General features: G+C 43.1%; 13 protein-coding genes. 3 read left to right on the forward strand and 10 right to left on the reverse strand.

All coding sequences use genetic code 11. From position 1 onward, the window contains the following. Positions 1-151: 151 nt before the first annotated feature. Positions 152-763, reverse strand: a complete 612-nt coding sequence (locus HC246_RS19415; RefSeq protein ID WP_169365075.1) for a precorrin-8X methylmutase — start codon at positions 761-763, stop codon at positions 152-154. Positions 764-848: 85 nt separating this feature from the next. Between HC246_RS19415 and HC246_RS26500 the strand changes: the two genes are divergently transcribed. After that, positions 849-983 (forward strand): hypothetical protein, encoded by a 135-nt coding sequence (locus HC246_RS26500; protein WP_263972535.1) that lies wholly within the window; start codon positions 849-851, stop codon positions 981-983. Positions 984-1,004: 21 nt separating this feature from the next. Here the strand turns inward: HC246_RS26500 and HC246_RS19420 are convergent, their stop codons facing one another. Both HC246_RS19420 and HC246_RS19425 read right to left on the reverse strand, forming a co-directional pair. Beyond that, complete coding sequence (locus HC246_RS19420; protein WP_169365076.1) at positions 1,005-2,033, reverse strand: response regulator; 1,029 nt, start codon at positions 2,031-2,033, stop codon at positions 1,005-1,007. A gap of 46 nt (positions 2,034-2,079) precedes the next feature. After that, complete coding sequence (locus tag HC246_RS19425; RefSeq protein WP_169365077.1) at positions 2,080-5,607, reverse strand: PAS domain S-box protein; 3,528 nt, start codon at positions 5,605-5,607, stop codon at positions 2,080-2,082. Positions 5,608-6,191: 584 nt separating this feature from the next. On the opposite strand from HC246_RS19425, the gene mnmE reads away from it, so the two are divergent. After that, positions 6,192-7,580, forward strand: a complete 1,389-nt coding sequence (mnmE, locus tag HC246_RS19430; protein WP_169365078.1) for a tRNA uridine-5-carboxymethylaminomethyl(34) synthesis GTPase MnmE — start codon at positions 6,192-6,194, stop codon at positions 7,578-7,580. A gap of 109 nt (positions 7,581-7,689) precedes the next feature. Next, positions 7,690-8,004 carry a hypothetical protein gene (locus HC246_RS19435; RefSeq protein WP_169365079.1) on the forward strand — a complete coding sequence of 105 codons (315 nt, stop codon included), beginning with the start codon at positions 7,690-7,692 and terminating at the stop codon, positions 8,002-8,004. Between the two features lie 39 nt (positions 8,005-8,043). Here HC246_RS19435 and HC246_RS19440 read toward each other — a convergent pair whose 3' ends face one another. The 7 genes from HC246_RS19440 to HC246_RS19470 form a co-directional block, all read right to left on the reverse strand. Further along, the gene (locus HC246_RS19440) at positions 8,044-8,895 is read right to left on the reverse strand and encodes a DUF6671 family protein (RefSeq protein ID WP_169365080.1); all 852 of its coding nucleotides are present in this window, start codon (positions 8,893-8,895) and stop codon (positions 8,044-8,046) included. Positions 8,896-9,079: 184 nt separating this feature from the next. Next, entirely contained in the window at positions 9,080-9,913 is an 834-nt protein-coding gene (locus HC246_RS19445; RefSeq protein ID WP_169365081.1) for a nitrate ABC transporter ATP-binding protein, read from the reverse strand. Positions 9,914-9,985: 72 nt separating this feature from the next. After that, entirely contained in the window at positions 9,986-11,983 is a 1,998-nt protein-coding gene (locus tag HC246_RS19450) for an ABC transporter ATP-binding/substrate-binding protein (RefSeq protein WP_169365082.1), read from the reverse strand. Between the two features lies 1 nt (position 11,984). After that, positions 11,985-12,224, reverse strand: a complete 240-nt coding sequence (locus tag HC246_RS19455) for a hypothetical protein (RefSeq protein WP_169365083.1) — start codon at positions 12,222-12,224, stop codon at positions 11,985-11,987. A 3-nt stretch (positions 12,225-12,227) separates the two neighbouring features. Continuing rightward, on the reverse strand, positions 12,228-13,070 hold the full coding sequence (ntrB, locus tag HC246_RS19460) for a nitrate ABC transporter permease (RefSeq protein ID WP_169365084.1): 843 nt from the start codon (positions 13,068-13,070) through the stop codon (positions 12,228-12,230). A gap of 107 nt (positions 13,071-13,177) precedes the next feature. Then, the gene (locus HC246_RS19465; protein ID WP_169365085.1) at positions 13,178-14,902 is read right to left on the reverse strand and encodes an iron uptake porin; all 1,725 of its coding nucleotides are present in this window, start codon (positions 14,900-14,902) and stop codon (positions 13,178-13,180) included. An 83-nt stretch (positions 14,903-14,985) separates the two neighbouring features. Further along, positions 14,986-16,332, reverse strand: a complete 1,347-nt coding sequence (locus tag HC246_RS19470; protein WP_169365086.1) for a CmpA/NrtA family ABC transporter substrate-binding protein — start codon at positions 16,330-16,332, stop codon at positions 14,986-14,988. Positions 16,333-16,431 lie beyond the last annotated feature (99 nt).

Genomic DNA, 16,431 nt, shown 5'->3' on the forward strand with positions numbered 1-16,431 from the left:
TGAGACGCACTCACTATCCTAAGTGATTTGAGTTAAGTGCACCTCTTTGGGATGGCATTCATATACTTGACACACCAAAGTAATCTTTGCCCTCACCCCTAGCCCCTCTCCCGCAGGAGATAGGGGTGAGGGGTGCGTCAAGTTATCCTACCTAGTTACCATAGGCTTGCCATGCTAAGCTAACCAGTGCATTAAATATGGCAGATGCTGCGATCGCATTTCCCTTACGCCCATCGACTCGAATATGGGGAATTTGTGAATCATGGAGCCGTGACTTAATCACGTCATTATCAATAAAGCCAGCAGGCGCACCAATCACTAAGGCGGGTTTAACTTCCTCAACTTCGATCAAATCGACAAGAGTTGCCAAAGCAGGCTGAGACTCCCCAATCACAAATATGGCTTCAGGATAGCGCTTCGCTAAGGTCTCAATTCCCCAAGCTGCCTGAGTTTTTCCCTTTTGCGGACGGGTGATCGCATCAACACCACAATAAATAGGATTAGCAAAGGTATCACAGACCTTGGGAAAGATTGCTGCCTGCACAGTAGGAACATCAACAACAACCGTAGTACGTGCTGCTAGAGCTGAGGCTCCCGCTTGCAAAGCCTGCTCTGAAAACCTTACAAGATTTTTATACTCAAAATCTGCGGTGGCATAAATTACTTGGCGCACAATTTCATATTCGGATGGTGATAGTGAGTGTTCACCAATTTCTTGATCAATGATTGCTAAGCTTTGTGCATCAGTAATATGCCATTCCATAGATTTTGTTCAACATCTAAATTGAATATATATTTGAGTTATGAACGTACCATGAGTTGCGAGCAAAGTTAAGGCAATAATTATAATGAAAGCGAAAGATGCCCCTAGCAGAGATGCTTTTGTGTGTTTAATCTTACAGCCTGTTGAGGCTTTGAGTAGTATAGAAATATTTTTGAAAGCGGCGCTTCGCGCCGCTTTCAAAAATATTTCTGGGTTTTAAGTAAGCGCAAAGCGCTGTAGTTTAATCTTTGACTAATTCACTTTGGCGTACACAATTGCGTCCTTCTGCCTTGGCAACATATAAAGCGCGATCGGCGGATTTAAGGAGCAAATTTATTGCCTGAGTATGTTGGTGGGGAAAAAGCGTCGCGACACCGCAGCTAATCGTTACATAGGGCGCAACTTTAGAATAACCATGTGGTAACTGGAGCGATCGCACCAATTCTGTCGCATTCGTAGCAACATTCATACCACCTTCTTGATCTGTATTTGGTAACACAATCACAAACTCTTCACCTCCATAGCGAGCGACTAAATCCGCAGGACGATTAGTCGCTTTGCTAATAGCTTGAGCAACAGCTTGCAAACAAAGATCCCCTTCTTGATGCCCGTAATTATCGTTATAGTTTTTAAAAAAATCGATATCGCATAAAACTAAGGAAATGGGGACTTTTTCCCTACTAGAACGCTTAAATTCCTGTTCTAGATATTCATCTAAACATCGGCGATTGGCAACCTGTGTCAAGCCATCGATGGAGACTAAGCGTTGAAGTTCTTTGACAACTACAGCCAAACGTCGATTTGCGGCTTCTAATTGCTGGCGCAAATTTGCTTGTTCCAGTAAGCGCCTTACCCTCTGGCGCAATACTGCCCAATGAATTGGCTTAGTGACATAATCCGAAGCCCCCACTTCATAGGCGCGATCAACGGACTCACGATCCTCAAGTGCCGTAATAATTAAAATAGGCGTATGATCCCCATGAGGTAGCTTTTGGAGTCTTGAACAGCATTCAAAACCGTCCAAAACAGGCATCATCGCATCTAGCAAAATCATATCTGGTTGATACTCTTGATAAAGCTTTAATGCTTCTAGCCCATCTGCCGCCTCAACTACCCGATAGTTTTCGCGCTCCAAATAACGCACCAAAATTTTTCGCATAAACATATCGTCATCCACAATTAAAATCAGTGCGGGTTCGGATGCTGCTATCTCGGAAATATTTTCTTCTTGAGGTGGATGCTTATTGTTATCGCGATCTTCGGTTGTCATTACATAACTGGACGGTATTGGACAAAACTAGGCAGGGGAAATTGCACTAATTGTATTTTTCATGTTCTAACTCAGTCTTAACGCTTGCGTACTCGTCAGCTATTTTATTGATTTTGGTATCTAAATCCTCATAGTTTTGGTTACGGAGATTTATCTCGAGATCACGACATAGTTCTGATAGATCCTCTGCGCCAATAACACCGCTACTAGATTTTAAGGTGTGAGCTGTACGCAACATCAAATCAAAATTTTGCTGTGCAAAGCTAGTATATAACTCTTGGAGGAGCGATCGCGTATTATCTAGGTAACTATCGATTAGCTCACTCAAAAACGATGGATCTTCACCGCCAATATCATTAGCGGCTTCATGCAGAGTGCCGATGTTAATCGATGATGGCATAGATATATTAGGGGTAACTGGCTGAGATTCTAGCAAAACTCGTACCAGTTCACCATTTTGAATTGGTTTACTGAGGTAGTCATCCATACCTGCTGCCAAACAAACCTCGCGATCGCCTTGCATAGCATTTGCTGTCATCGCAACTATACGCGGTCTATGAACTAACTTCCCATTTTGTAAGTTCTCATATATTCGTTTTGTCGCTTCTAAACCATCCATTTCTGGCATCTGCATATCCATAAAGACAACATCATAGGTTTGATGGTAGAGAGCAGCTAAAACCTCTAATCCATTTGCCACAACATCTGCCCGATAGCCCATCCTCTGTAAGATATGGACAGCAACCTTTTGATTGATTACATTATCCTCTGCCAATAAAATTCGTAATGGATGATTTCTTGCCATCCTTGGATCAAAAGCATAATTCTGTTGATAGCGTTCAGAATTAATATGACTGGTAATTGAGCCTGTGAATGGATATTTAGTCGCAAGAGAACTACCATTGTTACTGGGTGAATAGGCAAAATTTGTTACGGGGGCGGTAATCGTAAAGTAGAAGGTAGAACCTTGTTGATTCTGACTTTCTACCCACATTGTGCCGCCCATGAGTTCGCATAGTCGCTTACTGATGGCTAAGCCTAGACCTGTACCACCATATTGTCTGGTTGTTGAGGCATCCACTTGGCTAAAGGGTTGAAATAGTCGATGTAGGCGATCGCTAGGAATACCGATACCAGTATCTTTGACAGCAAACTGGATTGTACGCAATAGCTGTGATTCTTCGCGATGATTTCTGAGATCACAGCGCTCATAATGTGAGATTGGTGACTGGGTAACTGAAATATTGACAGAACCTTGACTTGTAAATTTAATGGCATTGCCAATCAAGTTGGCTAATACTTGGCGCAATCGGGTCATATCACCAATTACGAGAAGTTCCACGTCGGGATGGATTAAATAGCCTAATTCAATACCTTTTTCGACTGCCTTTGCCGATAGCAACTCGATGGTATCTTCTAAACAAACTCGCAAATCAAAGCTTTGTTCTTCTAATTCTAAATGCCCTGATTCAATTTTAGAAAAGTCCAAGATATCATTAATAATTGTCAGCAGGGTATTGCCCGCATTCCTGACGATTTCAACAAATTCTCGCTGTTCCTTATTTAAATTGGTATCTAATAAAACTCCTGTCATACCAATTACTGCATTCATAGGAGTCCGAATTTCATGGCTCATAGTTGCCAAAAATTCACTCTTAGAACGATTCGCGGCTTCAGCAATAATCTTTGCTTCTTCTAATTCAGCATTTTGCTTAATTAATTGCTGTCTTTGGCGAGTTTCCTGCATCAGTAAATGGGCTTGGGACAGAGCAATGCTGACTTGATTCGCCACCGATTCTAGTAACTGCTTTTCCTCAATTGTCCATTTATGAAAACTATTACAATGGTGCAATACAATGATTCCATTTGTTAATCCGTGGGATGAAGTCCGAATGGTTAATAGCGATCGCAACTGCATACGATAAAATAAATCGCCAAATTCATCTAACTCAGGTTCGGTATAAACATTCGTAATAGCGATCGCTTGATCTTGGCTAGCAATCCTTTGACCAAAGGCACTATTTAACAGAGGTATTTCAATATCTTTAACAGAAAAAATCCTCTCAGATAACTGTTCTGACATGAGAGAGATTGTTGGTTGAGAGAATTGTTTTTGCTCCTTGTTAACTGATGGATATTCCAAGCGATAGATGAGACAACGACTCGCATGAAAAGCCAATTGAATCTGACGAGCCGCAGTTTGGAAAATACTCTCAACATCAAGACTCTGACGAATTTCATCGGTAATTCGATTTAGCAAAATAGTGAGGCGCATTTGCCTTTTTAAATCTTTTTCTGCTTCTTTGCGCTCAGTGATATCCGTTTGAATACCAATAAAATGTGTTACTTTACCATGTTCATCGAAGATGGGAGAAATATTGAGTTCATTCCAAAACAATGTGCCATCTTTGCGGTAGTTTCTAATCACCACAGTACAAGGATTACCCGCAGCAACCGCTTCACGAATCAGCTCTTTCTCAGGTTGAAAAACATCATCGCCCTGTAAAAAACGACAATTCTTTCCCATCACATCATTAGCGGAATAACCAGTGATTTTTTCAAAGGCAGAATTGACGTAAACAATCGGATTATTCAGCATACGGCTGTCCGTAATCACAATCCCATTGTGGCTTGCAGCGATCGCCCTTTCCCTTAAGCGCAAAATTTCTTCAATGCGTTTGCGATCGCTAATATCAAAGCGAATTGCTAAGTATTGGGTAGGTTTACCTTGTTCATCCTGCAACGGAATGATCGTACTGTCTGTCCAATAGTAATTGCCGTCTTTAGATTGATTCCGAATTTCACCACGCCAAACCTTACCACTAGCGATCGTATCCCATAAATTAGTAAAAAATTCTTGGGAATGATATTGAGAATTAAGTAGCCGATGGTTTTGACCTAACAGCTCAGCTTCGGTATATCCAGATATTTCACAAAATTTACTATTGGCATAGGTAATATTTCCCTGCAAATCCGTCACAGCTACTATCGCTGCTTGATCAAGGGCAAATTTCTGAAATGCTAATTCATGTAATATCTTTTGGAGCTTTTGCTCAGATTGCTTCCGCTTGGTAATATCATTGGCGATGCCTAGAAAGCCAGTAATTTCATTGTCTCCATTACGCAAGACAGAGATAGAAAGGGTTACTGGAAACCGTGAGCCATCCTTACGGATATATGTCCATTCCCCTTCATCGATTTGTCCTAGTTTTGCTTTGGCAACAAACACGTCAAAACCTGCGTCAATAGGAACTCCCAACTCTTCAGTTAAGGCGATCGCCTTTTGTTTGATCTCTTCAAGATCATGAAAACATTCAGGCGTAAATTTGCCGACTAATTCCGATGCGGAATATCCCAACCAATTCTCAGCCGTTTTGTTAAAAACACTAATCACCCCATCTACGGTTGTGGCAATAATTGAATAGTTCGCACTATCCAAAATTGCTTGATGCAATCCTAAAGATTCTTGAATGTTTTTTTTCGATGATGATTTTTTGGTAGTAACTTTCTTAGAAGATTTGCCACGATGGCTTTCTGGGTAAGTCGGTAAGTCACCATTCATAAGTGTCAGCATAATTCAATAAAACCCAGATGCAAAAGTGCTCGAAACATTGACGAGAGATTAGCTATAGGTAATGAGCTTAAAGTCTTAAAAAAAGCTCCCCCCATTAGTATGAAATACAATCTTTATCCCCAATCTACAGCCATTTTAGTCTTGTAATCATTCTAATTCTAAATTCTATTTTAATTCTTATGAATCAATAATTAGCCAAAAAATTAATGAAAGTTTGCTTTAATCAGGTTTAAGTAGCTGGGTGCAATTAAATCTAAAACCCCAAAACCTGTGGCGCACGCTGCGAGTACGCCACAGGTTTTAGTTCTATTTTTTAATTACGCCTAGGTAATTAATCAATTGTCAATGAGTATTTACTCATGCTAAGTGGCTAACGGCTTCGACTTCGCTCAGCCAACGTTGGCTGAGCGAAGTCGAAGTCATATAAACTCGGTGGTACCTTTTTTCGTCAAGTCCCTAGGCACAATCAAAACCCGATTTTTTGTGGTGTGGCTTTGTCACACTACAAAAAATCGGGTTTTGATTAAATCACAGAACCTTAAATTCGTTAGACTTGCGTAAGTCCTATTTATCAATAAGTTTAAATGAGTCTATCTGATACGATCGCAGCGATCGCTACGGCGATTTCCCCACAACAGGGAAGTGTGGGCATTGTGAGATTATCGGGTGATCGCGCAGAGGCGATCGCTAGGCAAATCTTTTATGCAAGAGGTAAACAGGTGTGGGAAAGCCACCGTATCCTCTATGGCTATATCAAAAATCCATTAACCAAAGCCACAATTGATGAAAGTCTATTGTTATTGATGAAGGCTCCTCGTTCCTTTACCCGTGAGGATGTAGTGGAATTTCACTGTCATGGAGGCATTATGGCAGTGCAACAGGTATTGAATCTCTGTTTAGAGCATGGTGCAAGACTAGCGGAAGCAGGAGAGTTTAGTTTACGCGCTTTTCTCAATGGCAGAATCGATCTAACGCAAGCTGAAAGCATTAATGATCTGGTGGGTGCAAAATCTGCACAGGCGGCTCAATCAGCGATCGCATCTCTAAGGGGTAAACTCGCGCATTCTCTTAAATATTTGCGGAGTAAATGTTTGAATGTCTTAACGGAAATTGAAGCGCGGATTGATTTTGAAGATGATTTACCTCCGCTTGATGTGGAATGGGTAAAGACAGAAATTGGGATGGTTGCACAGGAGTCACAACAAATTTTAGCAACTGCGGATCGGGGTGAGCTATTACGCACAGGCTTAAAAGTTGCCATCGTTGGTCGTCCCAATGTGGGTAAATCAAGTTTACTCAATGCATGGAGCCGAAGTGATCGCGCGATCGTGACAGATTTACCAGGAACTACTCGTGATGTGGTGGATTCGCAATTAGTAGTTGGAGGTATTCCCATTCAAGTTCTTGATACGGCAGGAATTAGGGAAACAGAGGATGTCGTCGAGAAAATTGGTGTGGAGCGATCACGCCAAGCGGCTCAGTCGGCGGATTTGGTCTTAATGGTGATTGATGCCAGTATTGGTTGGATTGAGAAAGATAAAGAGATTTATAACATCGTTAGCGATCGTCCTTTGATCTTAGTAATGAATAAGATAGATCTTGCTCTCACCTCCCATGCTCCTCTCCTACAGGATCATGGACTAGGGAGTGGGAGTATTGCCATTGTCAAAACCGCAGCTTCTCAAAATCAAGGTATTGAGGATTTAGAAGCAGCAATTCTTAAATGTATTCAGCAGGATGCGATCGCGGCGGCGAACCTCGATGTTGCGATTAATCAACGCCAAAAAGCTTGTTTACTCAGGGTTGTGCAATCTTTAGATAATGTTAAAATTGCAATTACAGATCAGTTACCGCTTGATTTTTGGACAATTGATTTACGTGATGCCATTAGTGCGATCGGTGAAATCACAGGCGAGGAGGTAACAGAATCAGTTCTCGATCAAATCTTCAGTCGCTTCTGTATCGGTAAGTAAAATAGCCATGTTCGGTTTTGCCATTTTATCTGTTTTGATAAATCTATTAGTAGGTTTAGCGCTTCTTTTCTGCTTGATTTTTATTGTCAATGTGATAGTGCATCGCTCATTGAAATTTCATAGAACAAAATGGAATTATTGGGGAGCGATATGGGGAACAATCTTTGCTACAAGCGTATTAGGCACTCTATGGAATTTGAGCCAAGGTGCAAATGCTAAATATGGTTGGTATGATAACTTTATCCATATGCCTGTCTACGGAGCTTTATTTGGAGGATATTTGGGATGGATGATGGGCGAGCAAATCTTGGGTAAAGCACCAAAAAATATCCGAACTTGGCTATTAGGACTTAGTATCGCGATCGCTATTGCTGCTTTCTATGGATATCTCTACACAGGAGCAATCAGCTATGGGGATAGTTAAAATCAACAAGAAGTGCAAAGCAATTCTTGTTGATTAGTCTCAAGGATTGCAATAGGAGCAATACATCGGATCGGCAAATTGTTTTCCATCGGGAAATATAAACTCTTGTTGAAACTCACAGCGATCGCATTTGTATAAATGGGCGCGAATAGATTGAGTTGGCAATCCACAAAGCTCACAGGGTAAACCTTTTAATCGTTTGACAATATCAAAATTCACAAAATCACAATTAGGACAGAGTTGTTGTAATTTGCGAACCAGATCTTCCGTCGCTTTGGCAATATTATTCATGCGGGTGGGATTGTAGAGCGCTCGCATATCGGTTTCTATATGAATTGTGGGATATGTTCTCAGTAATTCCATTACATTCTCTTTGAGAAATTCTATCGAATTAATTCCCTTATATATTGACTGCTTTGCCGATGTCTGAGCATCTGGCATTAAGACAACTGCATGATCAGGAAAGCCTATTTTGAGCGCAAATTCGTAGGCTTGCTCGTAGCTAGAAATCTCTTGATGGCGAAAATTTGTATCTGTCGAGAGGGATTCACCATATACGGTGAAATCATGCTTCTGATCCATTAATAAAACCAGTTCTCGATTGTAAGCTATGCCTAAAATTGGATGGGGGAAGAAGCTACCTTCACTGGCGATCGCTAAATCAGCATTAGTTATTTCTAAGGCTCTCGCCGCCTTGATTTTAGCGGTTTCGATTTGATTGGCAGGGCGATCAATATCGCGAGTAAATGTACCAAACAAGTCGCTATTAAAATCCTGTGGAACTGTAACTTTAATCCCTAAAGAAGCTTGTAAGATTGGCGCGATCGCTAATTCCTTGTGGTGCATGGTGGCAATTACGGCTAAGCGATCGGTAAATTCGATGGCAGTCATCACTTTAACTATCTTGTGGCAAAACAAAAATTTTCGGTGGTGTGGCACAGCCACACCACCGAAAATCTATTCTACAAATTTTGGTGTGATCGCTAGCTGCGAAATTAGGCATGATGGGGTTAGCCGATAATTTCACTAGACGTAAATACAATATTTCCTGCGCCTGAAGGCGCAGGAAATACGATTACTCATCATGAGCAAAGCGGTTGTATAGGAAGTCTAGAGCTGTATTACGGAGATCATAATATAAAGGATCTTCCATGATTTGGGCGCGATCGCGTGGACGAGGGAAAGGAATTCGCATGATTTCACCAATGTTAGCAGCAGGTCCATTGGTCATCATTACTAGGCGATCAGCTAGGAACAATGCTTCATCGATATCGTGGGTAATCATCAATACCGTGCAGCGATGCTCTGTCCAAATTTGTAATAGCTCCTCTTGCAGTTCCTCTTTGGTAATTGCATCCAATGCGCCAAAGGGTTCATCAAGAATGAGAACTTCAGGACGGATTGCCAAGGCACGGGCGATCGATACCCGTTGCTTCATCCCCCCTGAAATTTGGGTGGGCTTTTTCTCCGCAGCTTCGCTCAAGCCCACCATGGCGAGGTGATGGCGGACAATATCATTTTTCTCGCCCTTAGAGAGGTTGGGATTAACGGAGTCAACGGCAAGCATGACATTTTCATAAACCGTTAGCCAAGGCAATAGCGCGTAGCCTTGGAATACGACCATGCGATCGGGACCAGGTTTGGTAATCAATTTGCCATTAACCGTTACTTCCCCAACGGATGGCTTAGAAAAACCACCTACCATGTTCAAAAGAGTCGATTTACCACAGCCAGAGTGACCAATTAAGCAAATAAATTCGCCTTCTTGAATATGTAGGTTTACATCTTTCAGAACGACATATTCACCCTTAGGCGTAGGATAGATTTTAGAAACGTTTTCAATACGAAGGAAAGATTCTTGGGGTGGAATCGTAGCGATTGTGCTTTTGTCAAGAGTTGTTTGGGTCATAGTTTTCTGTAATAAATGTCTAAAACTTTCTTACTCCCCCTCTCCTATGGGAGAGGGGCTAGGGGGTGATGGCTAAGCAACCATTCGTACTGATTCCATCGCAATTTCTGCCATGGTGATATTGCGCTTAATGTCTAGATGATTGAGATAGCCAATGGGATCTTCAGCATTAAAGGGAATATCATCAAAGAGTTGAATCGCATTGCGGCTGTAAGTGATGTCCGTTAGACCAAGTTCACGAGCAGCAGTGCTGAATACGCCAACGCGACAGGTTTTCTCTAATACTTCTACCCAGTTACGAGGGAAGGGAACATCACCCCAACGCGCCATCTGGGTAATGTGCCAGAGATGCTCAGAACGGCTCGGACGGTTAACACCAGCACCATAGAACTGGTGGTGAGCAGGTTCGCGCATGGGGGTGTCGATCGCACAGGTAACATCATCAGGGTTGCCCAAGTGGATGTAATTAACATTAGTGCTGACATAGGCGCGACGGGAGAGAATCTGGCGGATCTCTTCAGCATTATTGGGATCAGCGCAGTACATGCAAGCTTCTAGCAGTGCCTTAACGAGAGCGATGTGGGTGTTCGGATAGGCGTTTGCCCAGTCTTCGCGCACACCAAGAACTTTTCCGGGGTGACCATTCCAAATTTCGAGGTCAGTGGCAACGGTGAATCCGATATTTTCCATAGCAGCACGGAAGTTCCAAGGTTCACCAACACAGAATCCATCGATACTACCTGCTTTAAGGTCAACTACCATCTGTGCAGGAGGAATGGTTTTTAGTTCCACATCGAGATCGGGGTCGATGCCACCTGCGGCTAGCCAATAACGGAGCAGCAGATTATGCATCGATGAAGGATGGACTACGCCCATGCGGTGTTGACGATCGCGAGTATTTTGCAACATCGCTTTGAAATCAGCGAGGGTATGAATGCCGCGATCATAGAAATGCTTATCGAGGGTAATTGCGTTACCATTACGGGTCATGGTTAGAGCAGTGACGATGGGCTTGCAAGCGCCAGCACCACCGAGGGTGAGCCACATTGGTAGACCTGAAGGCATTTGCGCCGCATCGAGATATCCACCCGAAATCCCATCGACAATACCACGCCAACTGGTTTCACGAACAAGGGAAACTTCATCGAGTCCATGCTTCTCAAAGAAGCCTTTTTCCTTAGCGACAGCGATCGGCGCACAGGCAGTTAAGGGAACGAAGCCGATCTCTAAGTTGACTTTTTCTAATCCGTGACGAGCAACAGTGGCAACCTTACGGGCATTTAGTTTCTTGACGCGCTTTTGTTGGTTCAAGAAATAGATAATTTCGCTACGGAGACTGTAGTAACTAGGATGGTTAACTGCTTCCATGCGCTGACGGGGACGGGGAATGTCAACTTCCAAAATGCCGCCAATTTTCGAGGCGGGACCATTGGTCAACATCACAATGCGATCGCTCAGTAATACCGCTTCATCAACATCGTGGGTAACCATTACGGCTGTGATCTGGTCTTCATTACAGATCTGCATCAACTTTTCTTGCAGATTACCGCGAGTCAGTGCATCCAAAGCGCCAAAGGGTTCATCAAGGAGCAAGAGTTTGGGACGGACTGCTAAGGCGCGGGCGATCGCTACCCGTTGGCGCATTCCACCTGATAACTGTGTGGGTGGCTTATCGATCGCATGGGCAAGTCCCACCATATTTACATAGCGCTCAACTAGATCATGACGCTCACCCTTGGGCAAATGGGAAAGCACTTCGTCAACGGCAAGAGCCACATTTTCGCGCACCGATAGCCAAGGCAAGAGCGAATAGTTTTGGAATACCACCATGCGATCGGGGCCGGGACGAGATACACGCTCATCTTCGAGCATGACTACACCGCCAGTGGGTAAGTCTAGCCCTGCAATCATATTGAGCAAGGTTGACTTGCCACAACCAGAGTGACCGATCAGAGAAATAAATTCACCTTTCTTTATTTGGAGGTCAATTCCTTTAAGGGCAATATATTCTTTTCCGCCACCCAAGGGAAATGTTCTCTCTACCTGATCAACTAAAACAAAATCCTGCATTTTAAAATTCTCCAGATATAACCATCACAATTTGTAAAAATTCGTAGGGGCAAAGCATTAACGCCACAACTTCTGAAATTACAGACAACTTTGAATCGTTAAATGCTTTGCCCTTAACCTTGACCATCCACCGATAACTTCCAAGCCGCAGCAATAATTCATTGGTGGATGGCATAAAGGTCTGAGCATTGGCGATACAGTTTTTGTGGTGAATTTTGGAAATAATCGCGCCAATGCTCAACCCCTACTTCTGTTCTTCAGGCAAGATCACATTTTGGAGCCATGCTACAGCGCGATCGAGAATCAAGCCCACAGCACCGATGTAAACCAGAGCCAAGATAACTTCGCCCACCTTGTCATTGGTGTAGGAGTTCCAGATGAAGAAACCGATACCGACAATACCTGACATGATGATTTCCGCAGCAATAATTGCGAGCCATGCGAGACCGATGGAAATGCGTAAACCTGTGAAGATATAGGGAAGTGCAGAAGGAATCAAAATCTTGAAGAAATACTTTTGCTTAGACAGTTGCAGCACTCGCGAAACGTTGCGATAGTCTTGGGGGATTTGCTTAACACCAACGGCAGTATTTAATAGGATCGGCCAAACAGCAGTGATGAAGATAACGAACAATGCAGCAGGTTCATTTTGACGGAGAGCAGCAAGTGCGATCGGAACCCATGCCAAAGGTGGCACTGTTCGCAAAAATTGGAATAATGGATCGAGTGCTTTATCAATAACCGCATTAGTACCAACTAGAATCCCGACACTAATACCGACGATCGCTGCAAGTGAGTAGCCCTTGGCAACACGCTCAAAGCTAGCGAGAGTCTGCCAGAATAGTCCTTTGTCTGTACCACCGCGATCGAAGAAAGGATAAAGCAACAGGTTACGAGTGGACTTTTCAGCCATGATATTCCAAGGTCCGGGCAACTTGATCAAACCAATGCTAGAAAGAAGTTGCCAAACAATTAAAAATCCGAGAATCCCAACAATTGGGAGCGCCCAATTCTGAGCATTCTTTTCCCAAAACTTCGATAGCGATCGCCCAAAGCTACTGTTACGATTACCAATACTTGCTGCCATAAACTTGCTGCTCCTACTCTATGTTGATAATTAATTAAATTTAGTCTTCGTAATCACGGTTTATAAACTATTCGAGATAGCTTATAAACCGTCAAAGATAAAAAGTCTTAGAATGTGAATGTTGTCCGAACTACACCAACCGTTGCTGTAGGTGCATTATTGATACCTTCGGGATTAAACACAAAGAACACCCCTGGGGTAATGCTGATATTTTTGGACAATTTAAAATTGAAATAACCTTCTAAATGGTATGGAGTTGCAGTAGCTCCAGTTGGAATAGTGGCAATACCACCAACTGCATTACGTGCTAGAGGCTGTCCAAAGAGAATGCCAGCCGTGTTGCCTTCCTTAAAGACATCACTGAAATGGAATCCTGTCATCCAACTAGTAAAGGTAGTGGAAGCATCCTTATTAGTAAGATTGGAAAAGATCCATGCGCCAGATAGGTTAAAAGCAATCTTGGGAGTAATCCGCCATGTCAAAGTCGAACCAATAGAATTCAATTTGATTGGGTCAGCTAATACGCCTCCATTAATTGCTCCAATGTCTGCGGAAGCTAAGCCAGTTCCCAAGATATTGATCTGGTGGTAGCTATTGGCATAGTTAAGACCGATATCAAGATTGGAAGTGGGCTTGAGGGTTAATTGAGCAGCCGCAATGGTGCTACCACCAAAGAAGCCTGCACCCAGCAAAGTAGTGGGGCTGTTAGTCGCGATCGCAGAGTTAACACTGCCGTATAAAGCTCGAAAATCAACCTTATCAGAAGGAGTCCAGATGAAACCAACGGCAGCAGCTAGCCCAGTACCAGATGTACCTCCAGATACACGGGTCGCAGCATTTAAACCTTGACCAAAACGGGAGATAGAGCCTTGACCTTCACTAGCAAAAGGGCTAATCGCTGGGAAAGCATCGGAAACTTCGGCGTTAGAACCTGCAAATAAAGTCAACTTATCCGCAACTGGAAAAATGTAGAGAAGCTTGTACAGATTGACCGAGTTGGCGGCTGCTGTATTAGAGTTAGATGGATTGAAATTGAGGAATTGATTCTCAAATCCCAATCGGACATTGGAACTACCGGTATTAGGGTCGGAGGCATAGCCTAAAGGTACAGCAAGACTGTTGATATTGCTCGCTTGTAATCCAGTAATCAACAGGTCTTTTCCAGAGAAACTGGTCAATAAATTTAGGCGTACACGGTTATTAAAAACAATGTTGGTATTTGTGCCACCAGTAGGATTTGCTCCTGTTGCGCCCGATACACTGAAAATTGCTTCGCCACTTAGTTTAGTTGTAGTGGAGAACTGTTGCGCTTCTAGTTTGGCAGTTTTCGCATCAAGGGCATCAACTCGACCACGGAGGGTTGCGAGTTCGGCGGCAAATTCCTCTTGAAGCTTTTGTAAAGTTGCGAGGTCTTCTTTGCTAACCTTGTCAGCTAATCCCGCCGAAATAATCTCATTGATTTTATCAAGACAAGTATTTAAACCAGCCGCAAACTCATAGCGGGAGGTCGCTTGTTTGCCACGAAATGTGCGATCGGGATAGCCTGCGATGCAGCCATAGCGCTCAACTAGCGATTGTAATGCGGTAAAAGCCCAATCCGTAGGACGCACATCTGATAGTTGAGAAACAGAGGTTACATTCTGAGCAATGGGATCTGTAGCGATCGACTTCAGTTGAGTTTCATTAGAAACTGGAGGAATAGAAGCTGTTGTTTCAGTTAATTTAACTGTTGAAGAGTTAGCAGGATTTGCCTCCGCTGATAGCGACATCGCCCCCAAAGATAAAGGCAAGCTGAGTAGAAGCAATCCAAGTTTACTGGGATGAATTTTCACGGTTAATTTTCCTCACACAATATTTTTTAATTTGTTTGTAGATCTAGATCTAAAGATCTAGATCTATTTGAAGGCTCATAAGCCTAAGCCTTCTTGATCTTTAGGCTATCGAGATAGGCTTGAGGATTTTCGGGGTCGAACTTTACACCATCAAAGAATTCCTCAATACCGCGAGAGGTGCTAGCGGGAATATCAGGGAAACCTGCTTCCTTAGCAGCTTCCCGCCAAAGATCCTCACGGTTGACCTTTTTAATCAAATCCTTAGCGGTGGCTAGTGCTGATTTGGGTAAGAAGCCCCAACGCACGCTCTCGGTCAGGAACCAAAGGTCATGACTTTGATAGGGATAAGAGACATTTCCTTTCGCATCTTTCCAGTAGAGAGGAGCCATGCTCTTGTCATCGATAATGCGACCATCGCCCATGTCGTACTTGCCCATCATGGGATCTTCAAGGATCTCAGGAGCAACGCCAAAATAGTTTTTGGTGGCAACAATTTGGACAAGTTCTTTGCGATTGTCGAAGTTGTCGCACCATTGCTGAGCTTCCATAATTGCTTTAAGCAAAGCCTTGGTTGCCTTAGGGTTCTTATCTACCCAGTCTGCACGCATCGCCAAATATTCTTCAGGATGTCCCTTCCAAATTTCGGCAGTGAGAGCAGGAATGAAGCCAATCTTCTCTTTAACGATGCGATAGGGCCAAGGGTCGCCTGTGCTGAAGGCATCCATTGTGCCAGTTTTCATATTGGCTACGGTTTGTGCCGCAGGAACAGTCAACAATTCGATATCTGTATCAGGATCGACTCCATTGGCAGCTAACCAGTAGCGAATCCAGAACTCTTGATTTGCTTTAGGGAAGGTGTAAGCAGCTTTGAATTTTGCGCCTTCAGCTTTAGTCTTCTCAAAGAAATCTTTTGCTTTATCGATTTTCAGCGTCAAGCCCTTATCTTTGTGCTTACCTGCCACAGCGATCGCATTACCCTGTGTATTTAACTGCAACAGTACATACATAGGGATTTTGAGGTTATCGGTGATAATTCCTTCGGAAATCAAATAGGGCATTGGCATTTGCCATTGACCACCATCGATACCACCTGCAGAGGATCCAATTTTGACGTTATCTCTCGCTGCGCCCCAGTTGGCTTGCTTGGAGATTTCTACATCGGTCATGCCATATTTCGCAAAGAATCCCTTCTCTTTAGCAATAATTAATGGTGCTGCTTCGATAATGGGTAGGTAGCCTAGTCTGACTTTTGTAGTTTCAGGAACTTGTTCAGGGGGCAGGTTAATTTTAGTAGCATTAGCAGAACTTATAGTTGGGGTATCCTCGGGAGGGTTGCCTAGACATCCTTTAAGAAGTACCGAACTAAGAGCTGTAGCTCCAGCCGTAGCTATAAATCGTCGCCGTGAAATGTTGTTTTTTAAATTAGACATAACTTATTAAGTGATTCGCAAGAACGATTGATTTATCTCTATTGGTATCTTAGAGTGAAGAGCAAATAGAGTAAAGTCTATTATTCTTATAATAAAGAT

Origin of the sequence: Pseudanabaena yagii GIHE-NHR1 (assembly GCF_012863495.1) — a bacterium.
Lineage (GTDB): Bacteria > Cyanobacteriota > Cyanobacteriia > Pseudanabaenales > Pseudanabaenaceae > Pseudanabaena > Pseudanabaena yagii.

Coding starts and splice junctions, on each gene's coding strand:
- mnmE (WP_169365078.1), top strand. CDS start 6,192: ATGAGTCTATCTGATACGATCGCAGCGATCGCTACGGCGATTTCCCCA.
- HC246_RS26500 (WP_263972535.1), top strand. CDS start 849: ATGAAAGCGAAAGATGCCCCTAGCAGAGATGCTTTTGTGTGTTTAATC.
- ntrB (WP_169365084.1), bottom strand. CDS start 13,070: ATGGCAGCAAGTATTGGTAATCGTAACAGTAGCTTTGGGCGATCGCTA.
- HC246_RS19450 (WP_169365082.1), bottom strand. CDS start 11,983: ATGCAGGATTTTGTTTTAGTTGATCAGGTAGAGAGAACATTTCCCTTG.
- HC246_RS19445 (WP_169365081.1), bottom strand. CDS start 9,913: ATGACCCAAACAACTCTTGACAAAAGCACAATCGCTACGATTCCACCC.
- HC246_RS19440 (WP_169365080.1), bottom strand. CDS start 8,895: ATGACTGCCATCGAATTTACCGATCGCTTAGCCGTAATTGCCACCATG.
- HC246_RS19415 (WP_169365075.1), bottom strand. CDS start 763: ATGGAATGGCATATTACTGATGCACAAAGCTTAGCAATCATTGATCAA.
- HC246_RS19420 (WP_169365076.1), bottom strand. CDS start 2,033: ATGACAACCGAAGATCGCGATAACAATAAGCATCCACCTCAAGAAGAA.
- HC246_RS19425 (WP_169365077.1), bottom strand. CDS start 5,607: ATGCTGACACTTATGAATGGTGACTTACCGACTTACCCAGAAAGCCAT.
- HC246_RS19470 (WP_169365086.1), bottom strand. CDS start 16,332: ATGTCTAATTTAAAAAACAACATTTCACGGCGACGATTTATAGCTACG.